Genomic DNA, 17,493 nt, shown 5'->3' on the forward strand with positions numbered 1-17,493 from the left:
TTCAACCGGGTTCCAATGTGGGAGCGAGCTTGCTCGCGATGAGGCCGGGACAGGCTGCCAAGAACCTACCGGAGAAACTCGGCTACCTTGCGCGCCGCCGCCTCCAGATGCTGCTCGTGACTGAATCCCGAAGCCTTCAGCGGCTTCAAGTCATGATCCCCGGCCGCCAACCACAGCACTTCGATGCCAGGTGACAAGGCATAACCTTCGACCGCCTCGCGATTACCCAGCGCATCCCGCTCGCCCTGGACAATCAACGCCCGGGTGTTCAACGTCGCCAAATGTTCGACCCGCGGTTTCTCCGGTTTGCCCACGGCATAGAAGGGATACCCGAGGCACACCAGCGCATCGGCACCCAGCTCATCGGCCACTAGGCTTGCCATGCGCCCGCCCATGGATTTTCCGCCAATCGCCAGCCGCCCAGCGACATAGGGTCGCACCGTGGCGTAGACCTCACGCCAGCATTCCAGCAGCTTAGGCGCCGGGTTGGGTGGGCGCTTGCCGCCGTCCAGGCGCCGTTGGGCCATGTAGGGAAACTCGAAGCGCAACACATTGATGCCTTGTGCGGCAAGGCGCGCGGCCATTTCGTTCATGAAGCCGCTGTCCATCGGCGCACCCGCACCATGGGCCAAAATCAGCGTCGGCGATTCGGCACCCGCACCTGGTTTCGCCGCTGTCCACAACCAGCCGCGCTCGGTCACGCATCGCGCCCATTGATCCCCGTCAATACTGGCCTTGTGCTGTTTGTCCATGCTTGCCTCGCTTTCAGTCTGCCTATAACTCCAGGCGAAGATCGCTGCACTGCCCTGCGCAGGCGCACTTCGGCTGAACCGTGGATGGGGAACCATGAACACTTCTATCAGTACCGCCTACAACTACAAGGTGGTCCGCCAATTCGCCATTATGACGGTGGTGTGGGGCATCGTCGGCATGGGCCTCGGGGTTTTTCTCGCGGCCCAATTGGTCTGGCCACAGCTCAATTTCGATTTGCCCTGGACCAGCTTCGGCCGCCTGCGCCCACTGCACACCAACGCGGTGATTTTCGCCTTTGGCGGCTGCGCCCTGTTCGCCAGTTCGTTCTACTCGGTGCAACGCACCTGCCAGACCCAGCTGTTTGCGCCGAAACTCGCCGCGTTCTGCTTCTGGGGCTGGCAACTGGTGATCCTGCTGGCGGCCATCAGCCTGCCACTGGGCTACACCAGTTCCAAGGAATATGCCGAGCTCGAGTGGCCAATCGACATTCTCATCACCATTGTCTGGGTCGCCTACGCCATCGTGTTCTTTGGCACCGTCGCCAAGCGCAACACCAAACACATCTACGTCGGCAACTGGTTTTTCGGCGGTTTCATCCTGACCGTGGCGCTCCTGCACATCGTCAACAACCTGGAACTGCCGGTGAGTCTCACCAAATCCTACTCGGTGTATGCCGGCGCCACGGACGCGATGGTGCAATGGTGGTACGGGCACAACGCCGTGGGCTTTTTCCTCACCGCCGGTTTCCTCGGGATGATGTATTACTTCGTGCCGAAACAGGCCGAGCGCCCGGTGTATTCCTATCGCCTGTCCATCGTGCACTTCTGGGCGCTGATCACCCTGTACATCTGGGCCGGCCCGCACCATCTGCACTACACCGCGCTGCCGGACTGGGCACAGTCGCTGGGCATGGTGATGTCACTGATCCTGCTGGCGCCCAGTTGGGGCGGCATGATCAACGGCATGATGACCCTCTCGGGGGCCTGGCATAAATTGCGCAGCGACCCGATCCTGCGCTTTCTCGTGGTATCCCTCGCGTTCTACGGCATGTCGACCTTCGAAGGCCCGATGATGGCGATCAAGACCGTCAACGCCCTCTCCCATTACACCGACTGGACCATCGGCCACGTTCATGCCGGCGCGCTCGGCTGGGTGGCGATGATTTCCATCGGTGCGCTGTACCACATGATCCCGAAAGTCTTCGGCCGGGCGCAGATGCACAGCATCGGCCTGATCAACGCGCACTTCTGGCTCGCGACCATCGGTACCGTGCTGTACATCGCCTCGATGTGGGTCAACGGCATCGCCCAGGGCCTGATGTGGCGTGCGGTGAACGAGGACGGCACGCTTACCTACTCCTTCGTCGAAACCCTGGTGGCCAGCCACCCCGGCTTCATCGTGCGGTTGGCGGGTGGGGCGATCTTCCTCGCTGGCATGCTGCTGATGGCCTACAACACCTGGCGCACCGTGCGGGCCTACCAGCCTGCCGAAGCCGCCGCTGCCGCGCAGATGGCTTGAGGAGTCCGCCATGAAACACGAAACAATCGAAAAAAACGTCGGCCTGCTGATGCTGCTGATGGTCCTGGCCGTGAGTGTCGGCGGCCTGACCCAGATCGTGCCGCTGTTCTTCCAGGACGTGACCAACAAACCGGTGGACGGCATGAAGCCCTACACCGCCCTGCAGCTTGAAGGCCGCGATATCTATATCCGCGAAGGCTGCGTCGGCTGCCACTCGCAGATGATCCGTCCGTTCCGCGCCGAAACCGAACGTTACGGGCACTACTCCGTCGCCGGCGAAAGCGTCTGGGACCACCCCTTCCTGTGGGGCTCCAAGCGCACCGGACCGGACCTGGCCCGGGTCGGCGCGCGTTACTCCGATGACTGGCATCGCGCCCACCTGTACAACCCGCGCAACGTCGTCCCCGAGTCGAAAATGCCGGCCTACCCATGGCTGGTGACCCAGGCGGTCGACAGCAGCCACACCGAAGGCAAGCTGCGCGCCATGCGCACCCTCGGTGTGCCGTACACCGACGACGACATTGCAGGCGCGACAGCCTCGCTCAAGGGCAAGACCGAGATGGACGCACTGGTGGCCTACCTGCAAGTGCTCGGCACTGCCATCAAGAGCAAGAGGTAAGCGCGATGTTCCTTGAAATGAGCACTGGAATGATTCGCGGCCTGGGCACGGTCGTGGTGTTTGTGGCCTTCATCGGCCTGACCCTTTGGGTATTCAGCAGCAAGCGCGGCCCGGAATTCGCCCAGGCGCGCCTGCTGCCGTTCGCCGACGAGCCGCCCGCTGACGCTACCCCCCAAGACCCCGCACCAAGGAGTACCCGGTCATGAGCACTTTCTGGAGTACGTGGATCTGCGTACTGACCCTCGGCAGCCTCATCGGCCTGACCTGGTTGCTTATCGGCACCCGCAAGGGCGAGACCAAGGGCAGCGTCGACCAGACCATGGGCCACAGCTTCGACGGCATCGAGGAGTACGACAACCCCTTGCCGCAATGGTGGTTCCTGCTGTTTGCCGGCACCCTGGTGTTCTCCGTCGGCTACCTGATCCTGTATCCCGGCCTGGGCAACTGGAAAGGTATCCTGCCCGGCTATGAAAATGGCTGGACCGGCGCCCACGAATGGGAACGAGAAATGGCCAGGGCCGACGCCAGGTTCGGGCCGATCTTCGCCAAATTCGCCGCAATGCCGGTGGAAGAGGTCGCCAAGGACCCGCAAGCGTTGAAAATGGGGGGCCGCCTGTTCGCCTCCAACTGCTCGGTCTGCCATGGCTCGGACGCCAAGGGCGCCTTCGGCTTCCCGAACCTGGCCGACAGCAACTGGCGCTGGGGCGGCACTGCCGAGACCATCAAGGCAACCATCATGGGCGGTCGCATGGCGGCGATGCCGGCCTGGGGTGAAGTACTCGGAGATGCAGGGGTCAGGAACGTCGCCGCCTATGTGCGCCACGACCTGGCTGGCCTGCCTCTACCGGCCGACAGCGGTGCCGACCTGCAAGCCGGCCAGCAAGCCTTCAACACCACTTGCGTGGCTTGCCACGGCGCCAACGGCCAGGGCACCGAAGCCATGGGCGCGCCGAACCTGACGCAACCGGCCGGTTTCATCTACGGCACCAGCCTGGCCCAGTTGCAGCAGACCATCCGCCATGGCCGTCAGGGCCATATGCCGGCGCAGAATGAACTGCTCGGCAACGACAAGGTGCAACTGCTCGCCGCCTACGTCTACAGCCTTTCCCACGGCGCCGGTACCGAGCGCCTGCAAGCTGAACGCGAAGGCGAATAAATCCTGTCCGTTTGATCAGTCGCATTCATCCGGATGCGGCTGATCCATGTCATTGCGCGACGCATTGTCGCACCCTTCCAAGGTCTTCCTTTCGGTTCGCTGCAATCGCGTCTAAGCTTGCCCCAAAGCATGTGGGCGACTGCCGGGACCTGGTTGAGCCGACCCGATGTGTTTGCCGCTCGTTCGACAAAAACCCCGCGAAGTCAGGTAGATACCGACGGTTGCGAGGACACCTGGGCACCCCCCGAACGCAGCGTTTGAACACACCCCGTTACAACCGACCCGCCCCCCTCGCCTCGTACATTTGACGCGACAATTTGTCGGGGGCGATTTTTGTCCCTACGCGGCGCATGGAAAGGCCGCAGAATCAGCGTTGGAAAGCATTGACGCAGGTCATGGCGCGTTGCAATGACCCCCCGCTTTCTCCATACTTGCGGCCGATTTTTATCCTAATAAAATACCCAAACCGTGGAACCTTAGAATGAGCACAGCAATCAGTCCGACTGCTTATAACTATAAGGTAGTCCGCCAGTTCGCCATCATGACGGTGGTCTGGGGGATCCTTGGCATGGGGCTCGGTGTCTTCATCGCCTCGCAACTGGTCTGGCCGGAGTTGAACTTCGATCTGCCATGGACGACATTTGGACGCCTGCGCCCGCTGCACACCAACCTGGTGATCTTCGCCTTCGGTGGTTGTGCGTTGTTTGCCACCTCCTACTACGTCGTGCAGCGAACCTGCCAGACGCGACTGATTTCCGACAGCCTCGCCGCCTTCACCTTCTGGGGTTGGCAAGCGGTGATCGTCGGCGCGATCGTGACCTTGCCAATGGGTTTCACCACCACCAAGGAATACGCGGAACTGGAATGGCCCCTGGCTATTCTGCTCGCCATTGTCTGGGTGACCTACGGTCTGGTGTTCTTCGGCACCATCGTCAAGCGCAAGACCAAGCACATCTACGTCGGCAACTGGTTCTACGGTGCATTCATCGTCGTGACCGCCATGCTGCACATCGTCAACCACGCGTCGTTGCCGGTCAGCTTCTTCAAGTCCTACTCGGCCTACTCGGGCGCGACCGACGCGATGATCCAGTGGTGGTACGGCCACAACGCCGTGGGCTTCTTCCTGACCACCGGCTTCCTGGGGATGATGTACTACTTCGTGCCGAAACAGGCCGAGCGTCCGATCTATTCCTACCGCCTGTCCATCGTGCACTTCTGGGCGCTGATCACCCTGTACATCTGGGCCGGTCCGCACCACCTGCACTACACCGCGCTGCCGGACTGGGCGCAATCCCTGGGCATGGCAATGTCGATCATCCTGCTGGCGCCAAGCTGGGGCGGCATGATCAACGGCATGATGACCCTCTCGGGCGCCTGGCATAAGCTGCGCACCGACCCGATCCTGCGCTTTCTGGTGGTGTCCCTGGCGTTCTACGGCATGTCGACCTTCGAAGGTCCGATGATGGCGATCAAGACCGTCAATTCCCTGAGCCACTACACAGACTGGACCATTGGCCACGTACACGCCGGTGCGCTCGGCTGGGTCGCGATGATCTCCATCGGCGCCATCTACCACATGATCCCGAAACTGTTCGGTCGTGCGCAGATGCACAGCACCGGCCTGATCAACGCGCACTTCTGGCTCGCCACCATCGGTACCGTGCTCTACATCGCCTCGATGTGGGTCAACGGCATCACCCAGGGCCTGATGTGGCGCGCGATCAACGACGACGGCACCCTGACCTATTCGTTCGTCGAAGCACTGCAAGCCAGCCACCCCGGTTTCATCGTCCGTGCCCTGGGCGGCGCGTTCTTCGCCAGCGGCATGCTGCTGATGGCCTACAACGTGTATCGCACTGTTCGTGCCTCTGACCCGGTTGAAGCAGAAGCCGCCGCCAAGATCGCCGTAGTTGGAGCTCACTGATGAAGCACGAAGCAGTAGAGAAGAATATCGGCCTGCTGGCCTTCTTCATGGTCATCGCCGTCAGCATTGGCGGCCTGACCCAGATCGTTCCGCTGTTCTTCCAGGATGTCACCAACAAGCCGGTCGAAGGCATGAAGCCGCGCACCGCCCTTGAACTGGAAGGCCGCGACGTCTACATCGCCAACGGTTGTGTCGGCTGCCACTCGCAGATGATCCGTCCGTTCCGTGCTGAAACCGAACGCTACGGTCACTATTCCGTTGCTGGTGAAAGCGTCTGGGACCACCCGTTCCTGTGGGGCTCCAAGCGCACCGGTCCGGACCTGGCCCGCGTCGGTGGTCGCTACTCCGATGACTGGCAGCGTGCGCACTTGTACAACCCGCGCAACGTAGTGCCTGAATCGAAGATGCCGGCCTACCCGTTCCTCGTAGAAAACAAGCTCGACGGCAAAGACACCGCCAAGAAAATGGAAGTCCTGCGTGCGCTCGGCGTGCCCTACACCGACGAAGACATCGCCGGAGCAAGGGATGCCGTGAAAGGCAAGACTGAAATGGACGCGCTGGTGGCCTATCTGCAAGGCCTGGGCACCATCATCAAAAGCAAACGGTGATCTGGATGGATATCGGGATGATTCGTGGCCTGGGCACCGTCGTCGTGATGGTGGCCTTTATCGGCCTGGCCCTGTGGGTGTTCAGCCCCAAGCGCAAGTCGGAGTTCGAAGACGCGACCTTGCTGCCGTTCGCGGATGATCCCGAAGCCATCAAGCACGTCGAGCAAGCTTCTAGGAGTAACAAAGAATGACTACGTTCTGGAGTCTGTACGTCACAGTCCTCAGCCTGGGAACGATCTTCGCCCTGACCTGGCTGCTGCTGTCGACCCGCAAGGGCCAGCGCAGCGAAGCCACCGAGGAAACGGTTGGCCACTCCTTCGACGGGATCGAGGAGTACGACAACCCGCTGCCGAAATGGTGGTTCATGCTGTTCATCGGCACCATCGTGTTCGCCCTTGGTTACCTGGTGCTCTACCCTGGCCTGGGCAACTGGAAAGGCCTGCTGCCAGGCTATAACTACCTGGACACTGAAAAGCAGACATCTTTCGCCAATGGACAGACCGGCTGGACCGGCGTGCACGAGTGGGAAAAGGAGATGGCCCGCTCGGATGCCAGGTTCGGTCCGATCTTCGCCAAGTTTGCCTCCATGCCGATTGAAGAAGTCGCCAAGGACCCGCAGGCCCTGAAGATGGGTGGCCGCCTGTTTGCCTCCAACTGCTCGGTCTGCCACGGCTCCGATGCCAAGGGCGCCTACGGCTTTCCTAACCTGACCGACGCCGACTGGCGCTGGGGTGGCGAGCCGGAGACCATCAAGACCACTATCATGGGCGGTCGTCATGCCGTCATGCCGGGCTGGGCTGCCGTGGTTGGCGAACAAGGCGTCGCCGACGTGGCTGCCTATCTGGTAACCGGCCTGCACAGCCGCAAACTGCCGGAAGGCGCCAAGGCCGATCCGGCCAGCGGCCAGAAGCTGTTCGCTGCCAACTGCGTGGCCTGCCACGGCCCCGCCGGCAAAGGCACGCCCGCCATGGGCGCACCCGACCTGACGCACCCGGCCGGTTTCATCTACGGTTCGAGCTTCGCTCAGTTGCAGCAGACCATCCGTTACGGTCGCCAAGGCCAGATGCCGGCCCAGGCCGATCTGCAGGGCAACGACAAGGTCCACCTGCTGGCTGCCTATGTCTACAGCCTGTCCCACGGCGAAAAGGCTCCGGCTGCTGACGCTCAGTAAGGCAAGCAGCTGATACACGAAGGCCCCGCCAATCACATTGGCGGGGCCTTTTTTGTCCACTGGGAAACATGCTGCACCTGTTCACCCTTGCTTGCATCCGGCGCCGGTAGTAACGTGCCTACATTCACACTCAATGGGGGACGCCGCCGTGTCCATCACCACCATCTCCAGTCGCGAGTTCAACCACGACACAAGCGGTGCCAAAAAAGCTACCCGAGAAGGCCCGGTCATTATCACCGACCGTGGCAAGCCGGCCCACGTGCTGCTAAGCATTGAGGAGTACCAGAAACTGACCGGCGCTGGCACCAGCATCGTCGAGTTGCTGGTCATTCCCGATGCGCCGGATATCGACTTCGATCCCGAGCGCGCCGTCATCACGCCCCGCTCGGTGGACCTGTCCTGAATGTTCCTACTCGATACCAACGTCATCTCGGAGCTGCGCAAGCCCCAGGCCGATAAAAACGTACAAGCCTGGGCGCGCAGTGTCCCCGCTCCCAGCCTGTATGTTTCGGCCATCACCATATTGGAACTGGAAACCGGGGTCTTGCGCTTTGAGCGCAAGGACCCGGCGCAAGGCAGCCGTTTGCGTGCATGGCTGGATAACCACGTCATGCCCGCGTTTGCCGGCAGGATCCTCGCGGTCGACCGCGCCGTGGCCCTGCGCTGCGCCCGCCTGCATGTCCCGGACCGCAACAATGAGTGCGATGCGCTGATCGCCGCCACGGCGCTGGTCCATGGGCTGACCGTGGTGACCCGCAACGTGGCGGATTTCAGAAGCAGCGGCGTGGCGCTGATCAACCCATGGGTTAGCTAGCCAGGTAACAGATGCGTGCGCCGGAAACCATGACATGGCTATAGTCAATTGATCTGGGTCATGAGTTGTTACATCCGCTACACCATTCGGCGCCGACGCCCAACGCGACCAAAGGTCGCACGCTTGAGCCAGAGCGACAGGCGTATCATTGCGCCATTGCAACACCCTTTCTGACCGTGGTCGGCACGTACTGGCCTCGGCATTTTTCCACTGCCGTGGGATGCAATTGATGAGCAACCAGATTCCGGTACATGACGTTACCCCGCCTGCCAAGGACGCCAACAAAAGCGTCGACCTCTATGCCTCTCGGGAAAAAATCTACACCCGCGCCTTCACTGGCCTGTTTCGCAACCTGCGCATGGTCGGCGGCGCGGTTCTGTTCCTGCTGTATTTCGGTACCGTCTGGCTGAACTGGGGCGGTCATCAGGCCGTCTGGTGGAACCTGCCGGAACGCAAATTCTTTATTTTCGGCGCGACCTTCTGGCCACAGGACTTCATCCTGCTCTCGGGGCTGCTGATCATCGCGGCCTTCGGCCTGTTTTTCATTACGGTCTATGCCGGTCGGGTCTGGTGCGGCTATACCTGCCCACAAAGCGTATGGACGTGGATTTTCATGTGGTGCGAAAAGGTCACCGAAGGCGACCGCAACCAGCGCATCAAGCTCGACAAAACGCCCATGAGCGCCAACAAATTCCTACGCAAGTTCGCCAAGCACAGCCTGTGGCTGCTGATCGGTTTTGTCACCGGCATGACCTTCGTTGGCTACTTCACCCCGATCCGTGAGCTGGTCTTCGAGTTCTTCACCGGCCAGGCCGATGGCTGGTCGTATTTCTGGGTCGGTTTCTTTACCCTCGCCACCTATGGCAACGCCGGCTGGCTGCGTGAGCAAGTGTGCATCTACATGTGCCCGTACGCCCGCTTCCAGAGCGTGATGTTCGACAAGGACACCCTGATCGTCTCCTACGACCCGCGTCGCGGCGAAGCCCGGGGCCCGCGCAAGAAAGGCATCGACTACAAGGCCCTGGGCCTGGGGGACTGCATCGATTGCACCATGTGCGTCCAGGTCTGCCCTACCGGCATCGACATCCGCGACGGCCTGCAGATCGAATGCATCGGCTGCGCAGCCTGCATTGATGCCTGCGACAACATCATGGACAAGATGGATTATCCCCGCGGCCTGATCAGCTACACCACGGAACACAACCTCTCGGGGCAGAAAACCCATAAACTGCGCCCGCGCCTGATCGGTTATGCCCTGGTGCTGCTGGCAATGATCAGCCTGTTGGTGACCGCGTTCTTCATGCGCTCGCTGGTGGGTTTCGACGTCAGCAAGGACCGCGTGCTGTACCGCGAGAACGCCGAAGGCCGGATCGAGAACGTCTACAGCCTGAAGATAATGAACAAGGACCAGCGTGACCATACCTACGTGCTGGAAGCCACCGGTTTGCCGGATCTGAAGCTACAGGGTAAACGGGAGATCAAGGTCGCGGCCGGTGATATCTACAGCCAGCCGGTAGAGCTGTCCAGCGCACCCGAACAATTGCCGTCCAGCACCAATGAGGTGACCTTCATCCTCAAGGATGCCGATGACGACAGCGTCCATGTTGAAGCCAAGAGCCGGTTCATCGGCCCACAGACTCGTTGAGAGAAATGCACATGCCTGCAGCAACCGCCACCAGCCCTTGGTACAAGCACCTCTGGCCGTGGATCATCATCGGGATCCTCGCTTGCTCGGTGACGCTGAGCCTGACCATGGTGACCATCGCGGTGAAGAACCCGGACAACCTGGTCAATGACAACTATTACGAAGCCGGCAAGGGCATCAATCGCTCGCTGGAACGCGAACTGCTGGCCCAGACCCTGCAACTAGATGCCAACGTGCAACTGGACGACCTCACCGGTGAAGTGAGCCTGCGCCTGAACGGCAACAGCCGGCCCCAGACCGTGGAGCTGAGCCTGATCTCCCCAACGCAGCCGGAGAAAGACCGCAAGATCGTGTTGACCCGCAACGACAGCGAACCAGGACGCTACGTCGGCCAACTGGCGGACAAGATCGAAGGTCGGCGTTTTGTCGAATTGCTGGGTGTGGAACACGATCGGACCTGGCGCTTGTTCGAAGAAGAACAGATCACCCACGGCCAGGACATCCAGCTTGGCGACGAGCCGCTGCAAGGCGCTGAAGACCTGAAAAAGTAGACCGCTGTTGTGTGGCGAGGGAGCTTGCTCCCGCTGGGCCGCAAAGCGGCCCCGTTTTTTAATCCAGCATTCCTCAGGCGTATTGTTGTACTCAGACTGCGACTGCTTCGCAGCCGAGCGGGAGCAAGCTCCCTCGCCCCAAAAAGGTTTTCACGCGACAACATGACCACTCCACAGCCCTGCTACCACTGCGCCCTGCCCGTACCTCCCGGCAGTCGCTTCACCGCCGTTGTCCTCGGTGAGACCCGCGAGCTGTGTTGCCCCGGTTGCCAGGCGGTGGCCGAAGCGATCGTCGCCGGCGGCCTTGAGCATTATTACCAACACCGCAGCGAAGCGTCGGCCAACCCACAAACCCTGCCCGTTCAATTGACCGACGAACTGGCGTTATACGATCGCCCCGATGTGCAGCAATCGTTCGTCCGCCATGAAGGCGAGCTGGCCGAAACAACTCTGCTGATGGAAGGCATCAGTTGCGCCGCCTGCGGCTGGCTGATCGAAAAGCAATTGCGCAGCCTGCCGGCCGTGGCCGAGGCGCGGTTGAACCTGTCGAACCACCGCCTGCACTTACGCTGGGCCGACGCGCAACTGCCGCTGAGCACGCTGCTCGCCGAACTGCGCCAGATCGGCTATGCCGCCCACCCGTACCAGGCCGATCAGGCCAGCGAGCAGCTCGCCGCGCAAAACCGCCTGGCCCTGCGTCAATTGGGCGTGGCCGGGCTGCTGTGGTTCCAGGCGATGATGGCGACGATGGCGACCTGGCCCGAATTCAACATCGACCTGAGCCCGGAGATGCACACCATCCTGCGCTGGGTCGCACTGTTTCTCACCACGCCTATCGTGTTCTACAGTTGCGCGCCGTTTTTCAAAGGTGCGCTGCGAGATTTGCGCACCCGCCACCTGACCATGGACGTTTCGGTGTCCTTGGCCATCGGCAGCGCCTATATCGCCGGGATTTGGACCTCCATCACCGGGGTGGGCGAGCTGTACTTCGATGCGGTCGGCATGTTGGCCCTGTTCCTGCTCGCCGGCCGCTACCTGGAACGCCGGGCCCGGGAGCGCACCGCTGCGGCCACCGCCCAACTGGTCAACCTGCTGCCAGCGTCGTGCCTGCGCCTGGACGAGCGCGGCCAGAGCGAACGCATCCTGCTCAGCGAACTGCGCACCGGTGACCGGGTGCTGGTCCAACCCGGAGCGATCCTGCCCGCCGATGGCACGATTCTCGACGGCCAGTCCAGCGTCGACGAATCGCTGCTGACCGGTGAATACCTGCCGCAACCGCGCCAGGTAGGCGACGCGGTAACGGCAGGCACGCTCAACGTCGAAGGCGCCCTGACGGTCGAGGTACGGGCGTTGGGACAGGACACGCGGTTATCGGCCATCGTGCGCCTGCTGGAACGGGCCCAGGCCGAAAAGCCACGACTGGCGGAAATCGCCGACCGCGCCGCCCAATGGTTCCTGCTGTTCTCCCTGGTCGCAGCGGCGGCCATCGGCCTGTTGTGGTGGCAGCTGGATGCTTCACGTGCGTTCTGGATCGTCCTGGCGATGCTGGTCGCGACCTGTCCTTGCGCGCTGTCCCTGGCGACACCAACCGCTCTGACAGCTGCCACCGGAACCCTGCACAAACTCGGCCTGCTGCTGACGCGTGGTCATGTGCTGGAAGGCCTTAACCAGATCGACACGGTGATTTTCGACAAGACCGGCACCCTCACCGAAGGCCGCCTGGCGTTACGCGCCATCCGGCCATTGGCCGCCCTCGACGGTGATCAGTGCCTGGGCTTGGCCGCGGCCTTGGAAAACCGTTCGGAACACCCCATCGCCAGAGCTTTTGGTCGCGCACCATTGGCCGCCGAGCAGGTACAAAGCAGCCCAGGGCTGGGACTCGAAGGCCTGGTCGCCGAACAACGCCTGCGCATCGGCCAGCCCGGTTTTGTCTGCGAACTGAGCGGCTCGGCCGTACCGCCGATGCCGGACGAACCCGGACAATGGCTGTTGCTGGGCGACGATATCGGGCCACTGGCCTGGTTCGTCCTCGATGACCGCCTGCGCGCTGATGCGCCGGCGCTGCTCGCCGCCTGCAAGGCGCGGGGCTGGCGTACGCTATTGCTCTCCGGCGACAGCTCGCCGATGGTGGCCAGTGTCGCCGCCGAGCTGGGCATCGACGAGGCCCGCGGCGGCTTGCGTCCGGACGACAAGCTGGCCGTGCTCCAGCAGTTGCACCAGCAGGGTCGCAAGGTGCTGATGCTCGGTGATGGCGTGAATGACGTGCCGGTGCTGGCGGCGGCGGACATCAGTGTCGCCATGGGTTCGGCCACCGACCTTGCCAAGACCAGCGCCGACGCAGTGCTGCTGTCCAACCGCCTGGATGCCCTGATTCATGCATTCAGCCTGGCCCGGCGTACCCGCCGCGTGATCATAGAGAACCTGCTCTGGGCAGGGCTGTACAATGGCCTCATGTTGCCGTTCGCCGCCCTCGGCTGGATCACGCCGGTGTGGGCCGCGATCGGCATGTCCATCAGTTCGTTGACCGTGGTGCTGAATGCCTTGCGGCTGACCCGCCAACCGCAAGCGCAGGTTGGCGAAACCACGCCCGATACCCGTCCGCTGCCGGCCTGAGCCGCGCGGGCATGGAGTTCCGAGATGCCAGCTCTCTACGTGATGATCCCGGCCGCACTGTTGATCGTGGCCGTCGCCGTCTACATTTTCTTCTGGGCCGTGGACAGCGGCCAATACGATGACCTCGACGGTCCGGCCCATAGCATCCTGTTCGACGACCAGGACCCGAACCACAAGGCGGCCGTCGAGGAAGCCAGCAGCGCGGACCACAAACCGGACGACAAGGCGCCGCCCCATGCTTGACCTGGCGCCAATGCTGGTTTCCGCCGTCATCCTCGGCCTGCTCGGCGGCGGCCATTGCCTGGGCATGTGCGGTGGCCTAATGGGCGCCCTGACCCTGGCGATTCCCAAGGAGCAACGCAGCCGCCGCTTGCGACTATTGCTCGCGTACAACCTGGGACGCATCGTCAGCTACGCCGCGGCCGGCCTGCTGATCGGCCTGGCCGGCTGGGCCGTGGCGAACAGCCCGGCGGCGATGATCCTGCGCGTGCTGGCCGGTTTACTGATGATCGTCATGGGACTCTACCTGGCAGGCTGGTGGAGCGGCCTGACCCGTATCGAAAGCCTGGGCCGTGGTTTGTGGCGGCGTATCCAACCCATCGCCAACCGCCTGCTGCCGGTGTCGAGCCTGCCACGGGCCCTGCTGCTCGGCGCACTGTGGGGCTGGCTGCCCTGCGGATTGGTCTACAGCACCCTGCTGTGGTCCGCCAGCCAGGGTAACGCCCTGGACAGTGCACTGCTGATGCTCGCCTTCGGCCTGGGCACCTGGCCGGTCCTGCTCGCCACCGGCCTCGCGGCAGAGCGCGTCACGGCACTGCTGCGCAAACGCAGCGTGCGCATGGCCGGGGGGTTGCTGGTGATTGTCTTCGGCATCTGGACATTGCCGGGGCCGCATCAGCATTGGCTCATGGGGCATTGACCGAGCTCACAGACAATGGGGAATGCTCAGCAACCCTGTGGCGAGGGAGCTTGCTCCCGCTGGCCTGCAAAGCAGGCCCCAACGATCCCAGGCAGGACTCATTAGTTGACATTGCGTCTGCTGCGCAGCCGAGCGGGAGCAAGCTCCCTCGCCACGGGTTTTGAGTTGCCTGGGCTGGCATGATCACTGACTACCCCATGCCCCGTTGACGCAAATCAACACGCCCCTTCCCTTCGCCTCATAGACTTCAAGCATGCCAGCCTAACCGGGGAACGCCCGCATGCTCGACGCCATTCGTTGGGACTCAGACCTGATCCGCCGCTACGACCTGGCGGGACCGCGCTATACCTCGTACCCGACCGCGGCCCAGTTCGCCGGCCAGGTGGGCACGTTCGACCTGCTCCATGCCCTGCGCGACAGCCGCAAGGCCCGCAGGCCTTTGTCGCTTTATGTGCACGTGCCGTTTTGCGCGAACATTTGCTACTACTGCGCCTGCAACAAGGTCATCACCAAGGACCGCGGCCGCGCCCATGCCTACCTGCAACGCCTGGAGCAGGAAATCCAGCTGATCGGCTGCCACCTGGACCCGGCCCAGCGCGTGGAACAGTTGCACCTGGGCGGTGGCACGCCAACCTTCCTCAGTCACGACGAGCTGCGCCAGTTGATGGCCAGGCTGCGTGAGAGTTTCAACCTGATGGACGATGACTGCGGTGACTACGGCATCGAGATCGACCCGCGAGAGGCGGATTGGTCGACCATGGGTCTGCTGCGGGAATTGGGTTTCAACCGGGTCAGCATCGGCCTGCAAGACCTTGACCCTACCGTGCAGCGTGCCGTCAACCGCCTGCAGAGCCTGGATGAAACCCGTGCGGTGGTCGAAGCCGCCCGGACCCTGCAGTTTCGCTCGATCAACATCGACCTGATCTATGGCTTGCCCAAGCAGACCCCGGAAAACTTCGCCCGCACCGTCGAGGAAGTGATCAGCCTGCAACCGGACCGCCTCTCGGTGTTCAATTACGCCCACCTGCCGGAGCGCTTCATGCCGCAGCGGCGCATCAACAGCCAGGACCTGCCGAATCCAGTGCAGAAACTGGCCATGCTGCAAGGCACCATTGAACAGCTGACTGTCGCCGGTTATCGCTACATCGGCATGGACCACTTTGCCCTGCCCGATGACGAACTGGCGATCGCCCAGGAGGAAGCGACCTTGCAGCGCAACTTCCAGGGCTACACCACCCACGGCCATTGCGACCTGATCGGCCTCGGGGTCTCGGCCATCAGCCAGATCGGCGATTTGTACTGCCAGAACAGCAGTGACCTGAACCAATACCAGAACACCCTCGCCGACGGGCAATTGGCAACCAGCCGGGGCATTGTGTGCAATGCCGACGACAGGCTGCGACGCGCGGTGATCCAACAACTGATCTGCCATTTCAGCCTGGCATTCGCCGAGATCGAGCAAGTCTTCAATATCGATTTCCGGGGGTATTTCGGCTCTATATGGCCGCAACTACAGGCGATGGACGACGACGGGCTGGTTGAACTGACGGCTACGCACATCAAGGTACTCCCTGCCGGACGTCTGTTGGTGCGTTCGGTTTGCATGGTATTCGACGCGTATCTGCAGCAGCAGAATCGGCAGCGTTTCTCCCGCGTCATCTGAGCGCGACAATTTGACGGCAATACCACACTGGCCGGTGTTTGCGTGCTGAGTTACCCTTACGGCTTATGTGTGTTTTCCCACAAGGATTTAAGAAATGTCCGAGCCAGTCAAATCCCGCGCTCATAACCAGGCCCATTGCAAGGACTGCAGCCTGGCCCCTCTGTGCCTGCCACTTTCGTTGAATCTGGAGGACATGGACGCGCTGGACGACATCGTCAAACGAGGCCGCCCGTTGAAAAAAGGCGAGTTCCTGTTCCGCCAGGGCGATGCCTTCGATTCGGTCTACGCCGTGCGCTCGGGCGCCTTGAAGACCTTCAACCTGAGCGACGGTGGCGAAGAACAACTCACCGGTTTCCACTTGCCCAGCGAGCTGGTCGGGCTGTCGGGCATGGACACCGAGACCCATCCGGTCTCGGCCCAGGCGCTTGAGACGACCTCGGTGTGCGAAATTCCGTTTGATCACCTGGACGAACTGGCCTTGCAACTGCCGCAACTGCGCCGTCAATTGATGCGCGTGATGAGCCGGGAGATCCGCGACGACCAACAGATGATGCTGCTGCTCTCGAAGAAAACCGCCGACGAGCGCATCGCGACCTTCCTGGTCAACCTCTCGGCGCGTTTCCGCGCCCGTGGCTTTTCGGCCAATCAGTTTCGCCTGAGCATGTCGCGCAACGAGATCGGCAACTACCTGGGCCTGGCGGTGGAAACCGTGTCCCGGGTGTTTACCCGTTTCCAGCAGAGCAAACTGATCGCCGCCGAGGGCAAGGAAATCCATATCCTTGACCCGATCCAGCTCTGCGCCCTGGCCGGCGGCTCGGTCGAAGGCTGATGCGCCTGCGCGGCTGAGGCTTTTGCCGCCGCCGCGCTATACTGCCGCGTTTGCAGCCAGCCAGGACACCTCGACGATGGTCTTCGACTCCTTCGACATCAAATCCCTGATCCGCCCGGTAATCGACTTCCCCAAGCCAGGCGTGATCTTTCGCGACATCACCCCACTGTTCCAGTCCCCCACCGCGCTGCGGCTGGTCATGGACAGCTTCGCCCATCGCTACGTCGAGGCCAGCTTCACGCACATCGGCGCGATGGACGCGCGCGGCTTCCTGATCGGCTCGATCCTGGCCTATCAGTTGAACAAACCGCTGGTGCTGTTCCGCAAGCAAGGTAAATTGCCGGCCGACGTGTTGGCCGAGGGTTACCAGACCGAGTACGGCGAGGCTTTCCTGGAAGTACACGCCGACAGCCTGTGCGAGGGCGATTCGGTGGTGATGTTCGACGACCTGATCGCCACTGGCGGCACGCTGATTGCCGCCGCCAACCTGATCCGCCGCATGGGCGCCACGGTCCATGAAGCGGCCGCGATCATCGACTTGCCGGAATTGCTCGGTTCTCGGCGGCTGGAGGACATGGGAATACCGACGTTCTGCCTGACCCGGTTTTCGCTTAGCGAAAAATAATCCCCGCCAACAAAACATCTATCCCTTGTGGGAGCGAGCCTGCTCGCGAAGGCGCTGTGTCAGTACATGATTTTTCTACTGATCC

At 62.1% G+C, this 17,493-nt stretch carries 19 protein-coding genes; 18 read left to right on the forward strand and 1 reads right to left on the reverse strand.

Annotated features, from left to right (window positions below; all coding sequences use genetic code 11):
- Positions 1-65: 65 nt before the first annotated feature.
- Entirely contained in the window at positions 66-752 is a 687-nt protein-coding gene (locus M1E16_RS18410; RefSeq protein WP_458128083.1) for an alpha/beta family hydrolase, read from the reverse strand.
- A 94-nt stretch (positions 753-846) separates the two neighbouring features.
- Here M1E16_RS18410 and ccoN (M1E16_RS18415) point away from each other — a divergent pair, with 94 nt between their 5' ends.
- The 18 genes from ccoN (M1E16_RS18415) (at position 847) to M1E16_RS18500 (ending at position 17,408) form a co-directional block, all read left to right on the forward strand.
- Positions 847-2,271 carry a cytochrome-c oxidase, cbb3-type subunit I gene (gene ccoN, locus M1E16_RS18415; protein WP_305499963.1) on the forward strand — a complete coding sequence of 475 codons (1,425 nt, stop codon included), beginning with the start codon at positions 847-849 and terminating at the stop codon, positions 2,269-2,271.
- A gap of 10 nt (positions 2,272-2,281) precedes the next feature.
- Entirely contained in the window at positions 2,282-2,890 is a 609-nt protein-coding gene (ccoO, locus tag M1E16_RS18420) for a cytochrome-c oxidase, cbb3-type subunit II (protein WP_458128084.1), read from the forward strand.
- 5 nt (positions 2,891-2,895) lie between these two features.
- Complete coding sequence (locus M1E16_RS18425) at positions 2,896-3,096, forward strand: cbb3-type cytochrome oxidase subunit 3 (protein WP_305499961.1); 201 nt, start codon at positions 2,896-2,898, stop codon at positions 3,094-3,096.
- Positions 3,093-4,046: a cytochrome-c oxidase, cbb3-type subunit III gene (gene ccoP, locus M1E16_RS18430; RefSeq protein WP_434698530.1), complete on the forward strand. Its 954-nt coding sequence runs from the start codon at positions 3,093-3,095 to the stop codon at positions 4,044-4,046. Before M1E16_RS18425 ends, ccoP (M1E16_RS18430) begins: the two co-directional genes overlap by 4 nt.
- A 481-nt stretch (positions 4,047-4,527) precedes the next feature.
- Positions 4,528-5,970, forward strand: coding sequence for a cytochrome-c oxidase, cbb3-type subunit I (gene ccoN / locus M1E16_RS18435; protein WP_186636610.1), 1,443 nt, complete (start codon positions 4,528-4,530; stop codon positions 5,968-5,970).
- Positions 5,970-6,578: a cytochrome-c oxidase, cbb3-type subunit II gene (gene ccoO / locus M1E16_RS18440; protein ID WP_305499959.1), complete on the forward strand. Its 609-nt coding sequence runs from the start codon at positions 5,970-5,972 to the stop codon at positions 6,576-6,578. The genes ccoN (M1E16_RS18435) and ccoO (M1E16_RS18440) overlap by 1 nt, the downstream gene beginning before the upstream one ends.
- Positions 6,579-6,583: 5 nt before the next feature.
- On the forward strand, positions 6,584-6,769 hold the full coding sequence (locus M1E16_RS18445; RefSeq protein ID WP_003175465.1) for a CcoQ/FixQ family Cbb3-type cytochrome c oxidase assembly chaperone: 186 nt from the start codon (positions 6,584-6,586) through the stop codon (positions 6,767-6,769).
- Positions 6,766-7,749, forward strand: a complete 984-nt coding sequence (gene ccoP, locus M1E16_RS18450; RefSeq protein WP_458128085.1) for a cytochrome-c oxidase, cbb3-type subunit III — start codon at positions 6,766-6,768, stop codon at positions 7,747-7,749. The genes M1E16_RS18445 and ccoP (M1E16_RS18450) overlap by 4 nt, the downstream gene beginning before the upstream one ends.
- 133 nt (positions 7,750-7,882) lie before the next feature.
- On the forward strand, positions 7,883-8,152 hold the full coding sequence (locus M1E16_RS18455; protein WP_458128086.1) for a type II toxin-antitoxin system Phd/YefM family antitoxin: 270 nt from the start codon (positions 7,883-7,885) through the stop codon (positions 8,150-8,152).
- Positions 8,153-8,563, forward strand: coding sequence for a PIN domain-containing protein (locus M1E16_RS18460; RefSeq protein ID WP_458128087.1), 411 nt, complete (start codon positions 8,153-8,155; stop codon positions 8,561-8,563).
- Between the two features lie 229 nt (positions 8,564-8,792).
- Complete coding sequence (gene ccoG / locus M1E16_RS18465; protein WP_434601329.1) at positions 8,793-10,208, forward strand: cytochrome c oxidase accessory protein CcoG; 1,416 nt, start codon at positions 8,793-8,795, stop codon at positions 10,206-10,208.
- An 11-nt stretch (positions 10,209-10,219) separates the two neighbouring features.
- The gene (locus M1E16_RS18470; RefSeq protein WP_458128088.1) at positions 10,220-10,759 is read left to right on the forward strand and encodes a FixH family protein; all 540 of its coding nucleotides are present in this window, start codon (positions 10,220-10,222) and stop codon (positions 10,757-10,759) included.
- Between the two features lie 162 nt (positions 10,760-10,921).
- Positions 10,922-13,372 (forward strand): heavy metal translocating P-type ATPase, encoded by a 2,451-nt coding sequence (locus M1E16_RS18475; RefSeq protein ID WP_458128089.1) that lies wholly within the window; start codon positions 10,922-10,924, stop codon positions 13,370-13,372.
- A gap of 24 nt (positions 13,373-13,396) precedes the next feature.
- Positions 13,397-13,615 carry a cbb3-type cytochrome oxidase assembly protein CcoS gene (gene ccoS / locus M1E16_RS18480; protein WP_434572984.1) on the forward strand — a complete coding sequence of 73 codons (219 nt, stop codon included), beginning with the start codon at positions 13,397-13,399 and terminating at the stop codon, positions 13,613-13,615.
- Complete coding sequence (locus M1E16_RS18485; RefSeq protein ID WP_434572982.1) at positions 13,608-14,291, forward strand: sulfite exporter TauE/SafE family protein; 684 nt, start codon at positions 13,608-13,610, stop codon at positions 14,289-14,291. The genes ccoS and M1E16_RS18485 overlap by 8 nt, the downstream gene beginning before the upstream one ends.
- 280 nt (positions 14,292-14,571) lie before the next feature.
- Positions 14,572-15,954, forward strand: a complete 1,383-nt coding sequence (gene hemN / locus M1E16_RS18490) for an oxygen-independent coproporphyrinogen III oxidase (protein ID WP_458128090.1) — start codon at positions 14,572-14,574, stop codon at positions 15,952-15,954.
- A gap of 94 nt (positions 15,955-16,048) precedes the next feature.
- Entirely contained in the window at positions 16,049-16,783 is a 735-nt protein-coding gene (gene fnr, locus M1E16_RS18495) for a fumarate/nitrate reduction transcriptional regulator Fnr (RefSeq protein WP_305499946.1), read from the forward strand.
- A 76-nt stretch (positions 16,784-16,859) separates the two neighbouring features.
- On the forward strand, positions 16,860-17,408 hold the full coding sequence (locus M1E16_RS18500; RefSeq protein ID WP_305499944.1) for an adenine phosphoribosyltransferase: 549 nt from the start codon (positions 16,860-16,862) through the stop codon (positions 17,406-17,408).
- Positions 17,409-17,493: the final 85 nt, after the last annotated feature.

Source organism: Pseudomonas sp. Z2-11 (genome assembly GCF_054161305.1).